Raw genomic sequence first — 10,834 nt, forward strand, 5'->3', positions numbered from 1 at the left:
CGATCCGTCGGCCCCGGCGGCGCCGGACGGCCCACCGGGTCCCACCAGTACGTCCCGCCGCTCCGCCCTGTTCAGCGCGCCGCGTCCGCACGACCCCCCGGGGCCGTGAGCGAAACCTCCGGTTCCGCTCATGTCGACTCACCCAGCGTCCGGGGAGCCTCATCCGTCACACTCTCCGCGCCCAGCTGCCCGGCGAGGCGTTTCAGACCCCGGTGGGCCGCCGTGCGCACCGCGCCCGGCCGCTTGCCCAGGACCCGTGCGGCGGACGGGCCGTCGAGGCCGACCACGACCCGCAGCAGCACGGCCTCGGCCTGGTCGCGCGGCAGCCCTCTCACCAGCTCCAGGGCGCGCTCGGTGGAGAGGGACTCCAGCGCCTGGTCGTGGGTGCTGTGCGGCCCGGGCAGTTCCAGGACGTCCTGCTCCAGCGCGGACGACCGGGGCCGTACCCGCTGGCGGCGCAGGTGGTCCAGCGCCCGGTGCCGGGCGATGGTCGCCGTCCAGCCGCGGAAGCCGGCCCCGTCGCCCCGGAACCGGCCGAGGTCCCGGGCGATCTCCAGCCAGGCGTCGGACGCCACGTCCTCGGCGTCGTCCCCGACCAGGCCCCGCAGATAGCCGAGCAGTCCGGGCTGCACGAACCGGTAGGCGACCGCGAAGGCCGCCTCGTCACCCTGCTGGGCCCGCACGACGGCCGCGCCCAGTTCCCCGTCGTACGCCTGCCCGCGCCGTGGTTGTGCTCCCTGACCCAAGTACCGTCCTCGTCCGTGCCGAGTGCGCGCCCTCCCACGGTGATCAGCGCCGGTCCGCGCGGAAGTGTCACAGGGCGTCAGGCGCCGGGCCCCCGCGACCGTTCGGGTCAACCCGGCCCGCCGTCCTCGGGAGCCCGGCCCCGCGGAGGTTTCGGCCAAGTGCCGCCCCGGGGACCTCTGCTCGCGATGCCACCGCCCACGAAAGGCGAGCGCCGTATGACACCCCGCCTCCTGCGCACCGCCGTCGCCACCGCCCTGGCCCTCGGTGCCCTCGGCCTGAACCAACCCGCCCGGGCCTCTTCCCCGGACGGTGTGCACACCGTCCGGGTACCGGACGGCGACCCGCACGTACGGTCCCTCGCCCCGCGCACCACCGCACCGTTCAGCCTGGTCGGAGTCACCTGGGACGACCCCGACGCCGCCCTGGAGGGCACCGCCGAGGTGCGGACCCGCTCGCGGCAGAGCGGCCTCTGGAGCGCGTGGCGCCCGCTGGAGAGCGACGTCCACGCACCCGAGGCGGGCCCCGACCGGGACCGGACCGGCGTGCGCGGGAGCACCCAGCCGCTGTGGACCGGGCCCTCGGACGGCGTCCAGGTGCGTGTCTCGGGCTCGCGCCTGCCGGCGGGGCTGCGGGTCGACCTGGTCGATCCCGAGGCCGGGTCGGGCGCCGTGCACACCGCGGTCGTCGAGCCGGGCGAGGGCGGGCCGCTCGCGGCCGAGCCTCCCGTCGTGACGTCGCGTTCCTCCTGGGGCGCCGACGAGTCCCTGGTGAAGGACCCGCCCACCTACACCGGCGACACCAAGGCGGTGTTCGTCCACCACACGGCGGGCACCAACGACTACACGTGTTCCGAGTCGGCGTCGATCGTGCGCGGCGTGTTCCTCTACCACGTGCAGAGCAACGGCTGGAACGACATCGGCTACCACTTCCTCGTCGACAAGTGCGGCACCGTCTTCGAGGGCCGTGCGGGCGGCATCGACAAGCCCGTCCTCGGCGCGCACACCTACGGCTTCAACACCGACACCAGCAGCGTCTCGGTGCTCGGCGACTACTCCACCGCGACCACGAACGCCGCCGTGCGCGAGTCGGTCGCGAAGGTCGCGGCGTGGAAGCTCGGCCTCTACGGCGCCGACCCGGCCGGGACGGTCGTGCTGACCTCGGGCGCCGACAACGGCAAGTACAAGCTGGGCCAGAAGGTGACGTTCCACCGCATCTCCGGTCACCGCGACGGCTATCCGACCGCGTGCCCCGGGCAGAACCTCTACGACGACCTGCCCCAGATCCGCACCCTGGCCCAGAACGCCGCCAAGCCCGCCGAGCCCGCCCAGGAGCCGGCCGGGCCCCTGCCGGACGACGAGGACGTCCTCACGCGCTGACGCTGTCGCCGGGCGGCGCGCACCGCGTCCCGCTGCCGCTGTCGCCGGGCGGCACCTACCGCGTCCCGCCGGCGTTATGGCCGGGGCACGGCGCGCACCGCGTCCCGGCACAGCAGCCGCAGCGATCCATGGCCGGCATAGCAGCGGCGCGCCTCGTCGATGGGGTCCCACAGACGCCCGTCAGGGGTGCGGAGCCAGTGGTCACCACCGGTCGCCCACCACTCCGCGCCGGTCTGACGCACCACCACCTCACCGGCGTAGGCGCCGAATCCGCGCAGTACCTCCTGCACGGCGGCGTCGGGCACCCCTTCCCGCCGTATCCCCTCGATCATCCGGTCGATGCTCCACAGGCTCTGCGCCGAGTAGTCGAGGCGCAGCCGCGCTCCCTCACGCATCGTCGCCACCGTGTCCGCCGCCCACCGCAGCGGCTTCGCAGCCGCCGATGGCCTGGTCTCCGCTTGAGTCGTCACATCACGGAAAGCGCTGCGGCGAAGCGTTTCGTCACCCGAAATCGGCGGCTCCCCCGAAGCGGCGCAGAACCGCCCCAGCTCGTTCCAGGGACAGTCACAGGACCCTTCCAGGAAGCGGGTTTAGGCCGGTCGGGACGGTCGGCGGGCGTCGTCCCCTCACCCCTGTCGCCGGCTGCGGCGGGAGACCACCGCGCGCAGCACGCGCCGCCCCTCGACCGACACCTCCAGCGCCCGGCGCAGACCGGCCGGGCCGTGTCCGGCCAGGACCTCCAGGACGGTGATCTGGCGGCGCAGCTCGGCGGCGACCAGGGGCGACATCCCCTCCGTCCGGCCCTCACGGCGGGAGTCGACCGACGAGGCCTCGTCCTCGGCGGTGTCCAGGAGCCGGTGGATCTGGAGGGAGGCGACGGAGCAGGCGTCGGCCCACACCCGCACCGAGGCGGCGGACCGCTCGGCGGGAGCGGCCTCGAGCATCCGCCGGGCGAGCACGGCCGCCTCGTCCCCGACGCCGGCCGCGTCCAGCTTGCCGCGGGCCTGCTCCAGCCGCTCGCCCCACTCACCGGCGTCCGCGCCGTCGCCGAGGCTCGCCCACACCGGGCGCAGGATCTCGTCGTCGCCGCCCAGCAGGGGCACGCACCGATCCAGACAAGCCAGCCCGCTCGCGGCCAGCCCGCGCTCGTCGGCCTGTGCGATCAACTCCACCAGGCTCATCCACGCCTCCCTCCACAGGCCGCCTCCGGGCCCCGATCAGGCCTCCGCCGGCCCTCACCCCTCACGGAACCCGCACTTCCCCTTACTGCGCGCAACGGCCCCGGATTGTCACAGGGGCACCACACCCAGCCTGTCGAGGAAGCGGAACAGCAGGTTTTCGGCCTGGGAATCCCCCCGCTCGGGCGAAGCCGAGAGTGGGGGAGGGTCAGGATCTGACGTGAGTACGTCCACCAGAGCCTCGGCGTTCGCCTCACACCCGGCCTCGGCCGCCCAGAGCACGGCACGCTCGGCGGCGTCGCCGGGTTCCAGGAAGTAGTCCTCCAGCGTGAGGCCCTCCCGGCCCGCCCCCAGATATCCGGCCATCGCGGAGCGCGCGAGGCAGGTCGCCCACGCCCCGCTCTGCGGGGCCGCGGCCTCCAGCACCACGCACTCGCTGTTGATGACGTACCCGAAGAGCGCGGGCGCCCCGGTCTGGCGGGCCAGCGCGTTCATGTTCCCGATGTCGCCGTCGCTGCTCGGGTACTCCCACACCTGCCAGCCACCCGGCGCCGAGGCGCGCTGCGTCGGGTCCTCCGCGGCCCCCGCCAGCGCCTCCAGCTCCGGCAGCGGCCGCTCCCCCCGGCCCACGACGAAATATCCCCAGTAGCCCATGTCCCGGTTCCCCCCGGCATGTTCGGATCCGCTCGCGTCAGAAGACCACCACAGCCGTACGGGGATTCGCAGCCGTATGGGCCAATGCGCGCCGGGTCAGCCGAGCCGGTCCGCCAGCGCCCGGAACTGGGCCCAGGACAGCTCGGGCTCGCCCGGGTTCCACAGCTTCTGGACGGTCGCCCGCAGCGGCATCCGGATCCCGGCCGCCACCTGGGCCTGTGTCTGGGAGTTCGCCAGGTCGCACCAGACCGCGAAGGACCCGCCGAGGATCTGCCCGTCGTAGCGCGCCGGGACGGCCGCGGTGCCGCGCAGCACCCGTGGCGTCCACTGCTCGTAGATCCGCTGTCCCGTCGGGTAGACGAAGGTCTGCGGCTCGCCGAGCACGTAGTACAGGAACTCGTCGTTGTAGTTGATCACCTTGCGGCCCTCCTGGAGGTACTCCAGGGGCGCCCGGGCGCCGATCTCCTTGCCGGTCCAGTAGGCGACCTGGATGTCCTTGGCGGCCTGGACGGAGGTGCCGCGGAAGAACCCGTCGTTCCACGCGCGCGGGACGCGCTGATGCCGCCGGACGGTGTCGGCCCGGTCGTTCAGCCAGCCGGTGGTGAGGTCGGCGACCGTCGCGCCGGAGCCGTACTTCTCCCGGGCGGCGGCGGCCAGCTGTGGGAAGGAGGCCTCCGGGTTCGACCGGGTCAGCGCCTGGTATTCGTCACCGCCGAGGTGCCAGGGCCCGCCGGGGAAGAGATCGGCGTACTCGTTCAGCAGGTCGTCGACGATCTCGGCGCTCTCGGCCTTGGAGATGTCGACGGCGCCCTGCACCGCCGACCCCTGGGCGGTGCGCAACTGCAGGTCGGGGTGGGCGTCGATGACCGCGCCGAGGTGCCCGGGCGAGTCGATCTCGGGCACGATCGTGATGTGCCGGCTCTCCGCCAGGTCGATGATCTTGCGCACCTGCGCCTTGGTCAGATGCCGCTCCGACACGATCTCGGGATGCGAGGAGGACTCGATCCGGAACCCCTGGTCGTCGGAGAAGTGCAGCCCCAGCCGGTTGTACTTCAGATCGCCCAGTTCCCTGATCCGGTCCTCGATCCAACCGGCCGTGAAGTACTTGCGCGCGATGTCCAGCATGAACCCGCGCTCCGCCTTGGCCGGTTCGTCCTTCACGACGCCCTCGGGCGCCGTGCCGCCGTCGTGCGTCTCCTGCTTGAGCGTGCGGGTGCCGTAGAAGACGCCCGCGTCGGAGGGCCCGTCGATCCGCACCCGCCCGTCGCGCACGGTCATCACGTACGACTCGGGGTTCGCGCCCTTGTCGCCGTTGAGCGCCAGCCGCAGGTCGCCGGGCTTCTCGTCGTCCTTCTCGCCCGCGTACGTCATCCCGAGCTCACCGGCGACCAGCCGCCCCTCGTCGGCCAGCGCCGGGTCGTCCACGACCACCCGGTCGCCCTTGCCGGGACGCCAGCCCGGGCCGCGCGCCGGCTCGTGGTCGCGCACGGCGGGGATGGTGCGGGGCGTCTGGGACAGCGGATAGGAGCGGGTGGGGCTGGGGGTGGGGGCCGCTTCCGGCGCTCGGTCGGGGGGCGCCGCCGCGGTGGCCTCGCGCGAGGCCCGGGCCTCCTGGCCCGTGGACCCGCCGTCACCGCCCGAGGCCGTCCAGAGCCCGAGACTCACCCCGGCCGCGACCACGACCAGGGCTACCGCCAAGGCCACGACCAGCACCTGCCGCTTGCTCTCCTGCTTCGCCGAGGTCCGGCGCCTGTGCTGACTCACACGGCCAACCTAAAACCCGGGGCGGCCCGGCGCGCGTCCACCACGCGTTCCGAAACTCTCTCTCCCGGGTGAAATTCAGGCATCCTTCGGACACGTCGTGGTCGTACTCGATAGCGTGTCGTCACATCTCTCACACTTCTCCCTGCCGACACACGTGACGCCCACGAGGACCCACGCTGCCTGCGCACCGCCTTCCCGATCTCCCCGGCCGGCTCGCCATACCGGTGGAGCACTTCAACGCGGCCTCCGAGGAGGACCTGGAGCAGGCCCTCCTGTCCTGCCTGCGCAGCCGCCGCTGGGCCGGGCGGGTCGCCGGGCACCGCCCCTATCCGGACGTGGACTCCCTGCTGGCCGCCGCGGACGAGGCGGCCTACGACCTGAGCTGGGCCGACCTCTCGGAAGCACTGGCGGCCGAATCGCTGCCCAGCCTCCCGCCCGACGTCTACTCCGTGGCCCACACCGCTCTCGGCGCGGCCCACGCCGCCTACGAGGCCCGTTTCGGACACGTGTTCGTCATCTGCCTGGACGGGCTGTCCCCCTCCGAGACTCTGGACCGGCTCCTCGAGGCCATCCGGTCACGATTGACAAACGATCTCGAGGAGGAGCGGGCGGTGACGGCGGACGAACTCCGGCGGCTCGCGAGGGGACGCCTGCTGCATGCCCTCAAGGGCGCGGGGAACTGCGCGATCAATCACTGAGGGCCACGTCCCGGCAGTCCCGCGGACACCCCCCGCCCCCGCAGCCTCACTAGCCCACCAGTACCTCTTTGCGTGCCAGTTTGATCACACCCCGGGACCCCGGCTCAGCCCGGCGGCAGCACATCGCTACGATGCTGGGGGCCGGTGGACCGTACCCGGCCGGGCCCGACCGACAAGGAAAGCCGGCGCGGCCCCAATCACCGCTCCCGGAGGAAACTTCCGTGCCGGCTGGAACGCTGTACCGCGGCCGGGAAGGAATGTGGTCCTGGGTGGCTCACCGAGTCACCGGCGTCCTCATTTTCTTCTTCCTGTTCGTTCACGTGCTGGACACCGCGCTCGTCCGTGTGTCCCCGGAGGCCTACGACAAGGTCGTGGCCACGTACAAGACGCCGATCGTCGCGCTGCTGGAGTACGGCCTCGTCGCCGCCATCCTCTTCCACGCGCTCAACGGCCTGCGTGTCATCGCCGTCGACTTCTGGATCAAGGGCGCTCGCTACCAGAAGCAGATGCTCTGGACCGTCGTCGCCCTGTGGGTCGTGCTGATGCTCGGGGCCATCTACCCCGTCCTCGGCCACGCCGCTCGTGAACTGTTCGGGAGCTGACGCCAATGTCCACGACTGACAAGACCGCAGCCGGCGTGGGCCCCGTCGAGGGCGGCGCCGTCTACACCGTCGACAACCCGGCGCCCTTCATCGAGGCCCCGCGCAAGCGCACCAAGAAGTCCCCCAAGTCCACCCGGGGCAACTTCGAGCTCGCCGCATGGCTGTTCATGCGCCTGTCGGGCGTCGTGCTGGTCGTGCTGGTCCTCGGCCACCTGCTGATCCAGCTCGTGCTGGACGGCGGCGTCTCCAAGATCGGCTTCGCCTTCGTGGCGGGCCGCTGGGCGTCCCCGTTCTGGCAGGTCTGGGACCTGCTGATGCTGTGGCTCGCCATGCTGCACGGCGCCAACGGCCTGCGCACGGTCATCAACGACTACGCGGAGCGCGCGAACACCCGGCTGTGGCTCAAGGGCCTGCTCTACACCGCCACGGTGTTCACCATCCTGCTGGGCACGCTGGTGATCTTCACCTTCGACCCGAACATCCGCTAGGCACGGGGCTGCGAGAATCATGAAGATCCACAAGTACGACACCGTCATCGTCGGCGCCGGTGGCGCCGGTATGCGCGCCGCCATCGAGTCGACGAAGCGCAGCCGCACCGCCGTGCTGACCAAGCTGTACCCCACCCGCTCCCACACGGGCGCCGCGCAGGGCGGCATGGCCGCCGCGCTGGCCAACGTGGAGGAGGACAACTGGGAGTGGCACACCTTCGACACGGTCAAGGGCGGTGACTACCTGGTCGACCAGGACGCCGCCGAGATCCTGGCGAAGGAGGCCATCGACTCCGTCCTCGACCTGGAGAAGATGGGCCTGCCGTTCAACCGCACGCCGAACGGCACCATCGACCAGCGCCGCTTCGGCGGTCACAGCCGCAACCACGGCGAGGCCCCGGTCCGCCGCTCCTGCTACGCGGCCGACCGCACCGGCCACATGATCCTCCAGACGCTGTACCAGAACTGCGTCAAGGAGGGCGTGGAGTTCTACAACGAGTTCTACGTCCTGGACCAGCTGATCACCGAGGTCGACGGCGTCAAGAGGTCGGCCGGTGTGGTGGCGTACGAGCTGGCCACCGGTGAGATCCACGTCTTCCACGCGAAGGCCGTGATCTACGCCTCCGGCGGCTGCGGCAAGTTCTTCAAGGTGACGTCCAACGCGCACACCCTGACCGGTGACGGCCAGGCCGCGGTCTACCGCCGTGGCCTGCCGCTGGAGGACATGGAGTTCTTCCAGTTCCACCCGACCGGCATCTGGCGCATGGGCATCCTGCTGACGGAGGGCGCCCGCGGTGAGGGCGGCATCCTCCGCAACAAGGACGGCGAGCGCTTCATGGAGAAGTACGCGCCGGTCATGAAGGACCTCGCGTCCCGTGACGTCGTGTCCCGCTCCATCTACACGGAGATCCGTGAGGGCCGCGGCTGCGGTCCCGAGGGCGACCACGTCTACCTCGACCTCACGCACCTCCCGCCGGAGCAGCTGGACGCCAAGCTCCCCGACATCACGGAGTTCGCCCGCACCTACCTCGGCATCGAGCCCTACACGGACCCGATCCCGATCCAGCCCACCGCGCACTACGCCATGGGCGGCATCCCGACCAACGTCGAGGGTGAGGTCCTGGCGGACAACACCACGGTCGTCCCGGGCCTGTACGCGGCCGGCGAAGTCGCCTGCGTGTCCGTGCACGGCGCCAACCGCCTGGGCACCAACTCGCTGCTGGACATCAACGTCTTCGGCAAGCGGGCCGGTATCGCGGCGGCGGAGTACTCGCAGAAGGCGGACTTCGTCGAGCTGCCGGAGAACCCGGCGGAGCTCGTGATCGCCCAGGTGGAGCGGCTGCGTGACTCCACCGGCACCGAGCGCGTGACGGTGCTGCGGCGTGAGCTTCAGGAGACCATGGACGCCAACGTCATGGTGTTCCGCACCGAGCAGACGATCAAGACGGCGGTCGAGAAGATCGCGGAGCTGCGCGAGCGCTACAAGAACGTGTCGATCCAGGACAAGGGCAAGCGGTTCAACACGGACCTGCTGGAGGCCATCGAGCTGGGCAACCTGCTCGACCTCGCCGAGGTCATGGCCGTCTCCGCGCTGGCCCGCAAGGAGTCCCGCGGCGGTCACTACCGCGAGGACTACCCGAACCGCGACGACGTCAACTTCATGCGCCACACCATGGCGTACCGCGAGGTCGGCGCCGACGGCTCCGAAACCGTCCGTCTCGACTACAAGCCGGTCGTCCAGACCCGCTACCAGCCGATGGAGCGTAAGTACTGATGGCTACCCCTGTTCTGGACAAGGAAGACGCGGCCGGCAAGCCCGAGCCCGGTTTCGCCGACTCCCCCTACATCACGGTCACCTTCCGCATCCGCCGCTTCAACCCGGAGGTCGCGGCGGAGGCGGTGTGGGAAGACTTCCAGGTGGAGATCGACCCCAAGGAGCGTGTCCTCGACGCCCTCCACAAGATCAAGTGGGACCTGGACGGCACGCTGACGTTCCGCCGTTCCTGCGCGCACGGCATCTGCGGCTCGGACGCCATGCGGATCAACGGCAAGAACCGCCTGGCCTGCAAGACGCTGATCAAGGACATCAACCCCGAGAAGCCGATCACGGTCGAGGCCATCAAGGGCCTCACGGTCCTGAAGGACCTCGTGGTCGACATGGAGCCGTTCTTCCAGGCGTACCGCGACGTCATGCCCTTCCTCATCACGAAGGACACGAACGAGCCGACGCGTGAGCGTTTCCAGACGGCCGAGGACCGCGAGCGCTTCGACGACACGACGAAGTGCATCCTGTGCGCGGCCTGCACCACGTCGTGCCCGGTCTTCTGGAACGACGGCCAGTACTTCGGCCCGGCGGCCATCGTCAACGCGCACCGCTTCATCTTCGACTCGCGTGACGAGGCCGGGGAGCAGCGCCTGGAGATCCTCAACGACCGCGACGGCGTGTGGCGCTGCCGCACGACCTTCAACTGCACGGACGCCTGCCCGCGCGGCATCGAGGTCACGAAGGCGATCGCCGAGGTGAAGCGTGCGCTGATCACGCGCCGCTACTGAGCTCGACCGCTTGCCCGAGAAGGCCCCGTCTCCACCGGTGACGGGGCCTTCCGGCATATGCCACACCATCGGGTGAACGCAGCGGAACGGGCCGCACGGACGTCGTCCTGCCTACGATGATGCTCTCGACACCAGCCCCCAGGAGGCACCTGATGTCCGCAGCTTCCGTCGAGCAGCCCTTCCACGAAGAAGAGCCGGTCACCCTCACGACCATCGCCGACGAGATCATGGAGCGCCATCCGGGCTACCGCGTCGAGATCATCGGGGGCCATCTCCTCGTGACCCCCTTACCGGATGCACCTCATGCCCGAGCCCTCACCGGCCTCATGATCCCGTTCATCGCCGCCGGCCTGCACGGCGGAGAGACCGAGACCCTTCAAAACGTCGGCCTATGGCTCCCCACCGGTGCTGAGGACTACGCCATTCCCGATCTCGTGGTGGTGGACGCCGACATCGACGACCACCTCGTCGAGAACAACGCGTACGACCCCGCCTGCTTCCGTCTCGTTCTCGAGGTCACCTCGGGCAACTGGAAGGACGACCTGAAGACCAAGGTCGCCGCCTACGCCGAGGCCAAGGTCCCGGTCTACGTCGTCGTGGACCGCAAGCACCAGCGCCTCCATGTCCTGACCGACCCGGCGGGAAGCGGTTACGAGAAGCACCGCCCGCATGCCCCCGGTGAGCTCGTCTCCCTCCCGGACTCCATCGGCGCGAAGGTGACCCTCGACGTGGCCGAGATCCTCAAGGCCGGTCAGGCGAGGACGAGCGACTGAG

General features: G+C 70.8%; 12 protein-coding genes. 7 read left to right on the forward strand and 5 right to left on the reverse strand.

The features are described 5' to 3' along the window. Positions 1-128 precede the first annotated feature (128 nt). Positions 129-746, reverse strand: coding sequence for an RNA polymerase sigma factor (locus AB0I06_RS11055; protein ID WP_363118479.1), 618 nt, complete (start codon positions 744-746; stop codon positions 129-131). A gap of 216 nt (positions 747-962) precedes the next feature. Between AB0I06_RS11055 and AB0I06_RS11060 the strand changes: the two genes are divergently transcribed. Further along, on the forward strand, positions 963-2,123 hold the full coding sequence (locus AB0I06_RS11060; RefSeq protein WP_363118480.1) for an N-acetylmuramoyl-L-alanine amidase: 1,161 nt from the start codon (positions 963-965) through the stop codon (positions 2,121-2,123). Positions 2,124-2,197: 74 nt separating this feature from the next. On the opposite strand, the gene AB0I06_RS11065 is transcribed toward AB0I06_RS11060, so the two are convergent. From AB0I06_RS11065 to AB0I06_RS11080, 4 genes are all read right to left on the reverse strand, one after another. Next, positions 2,198-2,593 (reverse strand): hypothetical protein, encoded by a 396-nt coding sequence (locus tag AB0I06_RS11065; RefSeq protein ID WP_363118481.1) that lies wholly within the window; start codon positions 2,591-2,593, stop codon positions 2,198-2,200. Positions 2,594-2,749: 156 nt separating this feature from the next. Then, complete coding sequence (locus AB0I06_RS11070) at positions 2,750-3,304, reverse strand: hypothetical protein (protein WP_363118482.1); 555 nt, start codon at positions 3,302-3,304, stop codon at positions 2,750-2,752. 108 nt (positions 3,305-3,412) lie between these two features. Then, a complete protein-coding gene (locus AB0I06_RS11075; protein ID WP_363118483.1) occupies positions 3,413-3,955 on the reverse strand; it encodes a hypothetical protein in 543 nt (180 codons plus the stop codon). Between the two features lie 96 nt (positions 3,956-4,051). Next, on the reverse strand, positions 4,052-5,719 hold the full coding sequence (locus AB0I06_RS11080; RefSeq protein WP_363118484.1) for a family 20 glycosylhydrolase: 1,668 nt from the start codon (positions 5,717-5,719) through the stop codon (positions 4,052-4,054). A 224-nt stretch (positions 5,720-5,943) separates the two neighbouring features. Here AB0I06_RS11080 and AB0I06_RS11085 point away from each other — a divergent pair, with 224 nt between their 5' ends. From AB0I06_RS11085 to AB0I06_RS11110, 6 genes are all read left to right on the forward strand, one after another. After that, positions 5,944-6,417, forward strand: coding sequence for a 2-oxo-4-hydroxy-4-carboxy-5-ureidoimidazoline decarboxylase (locus AB0I06_RS11085; RefSeq protein WP_363118485.1), 474 nt, complete (start codon positions 5,944-5,946; stop codon positions 6,415-6,417). A gap of 221 nt (positions 6,418-6,638) precedes the next feature. Next, positions 6,639-7,019: a succinate dehydrogenase, cytochrome b556 subunit gene (gene sdhC, locus AB0I06_RS11090; RefSeq protein WP_037670267.1), complete on the forward strand. Its 381-nt coding sequence runs from the start codon at positions 6,639-6,641 to the stop codon at positions 7,017-7,019. Positions 7,020-7,024: 5 nt separating this feature from the next. Further along, entirely contained in the window at positions 7,025-7,507 is a 483-nt protein-coding gene (locus AB0I06_RS11095; RefSeq protein ID WP_351356775.1) for a succinate dehydrogenase hydrophobic membrane anchor subunit, read from the forward strand. A 19-nt stretch (positions 7,508-7,526) separates the two neighbouring features. Then, on the forward strand, positions 7,527-9,281 hold the full coding sequence (sdhA, locus tag AB0I06_RS11100; protein WP_363118486.1) for a succinate dehydrogenase flavoprotein subunit: 1,755 nt from the start codon (positions 7,527-7,529) through the stop codon (positions 9,279-9,281). Further along, positions 9,281-10,060: a succinate dehydrogenase iron-sulfur subunit gene (locus AB0I06_RS11105; protein ID WP_030842154.1), complete on the forward strand. Its 780-nt coding sequence runs from the start codon at positions 9,281-9,283 to the stop codon at positions 10,058-10,060. The genes sdhA and AB0I06_RS11105 overlap by 1 nt, the downstream gene beginning before the upstream one ends. Positions 10,061-10,212: 152 nt before the next feature. Next, on the forward strand, positions 10,213-10,833 hold the full coding sequence (locus tag AB0I06_RS11110; protein WP_363118487.1) for a Uma2 family endonuclease: 621 nt from the start codon (positions 10,213-10,215) through the stop codon (positions 10,831-10,833). Position 10,834: the final 1 nt, after the last annotated feature.

It is taken from the genome of Streptomyces sp. NPDC050674 (genome assembly GCF_040654575.1).
In the GTDB taxonomy this organism is placed as follows: domain Bacteria; phylum Actinomycetota; class Actinomycetes; order Streptomycetales; family Streptomycetaceae; genus Streptomyces.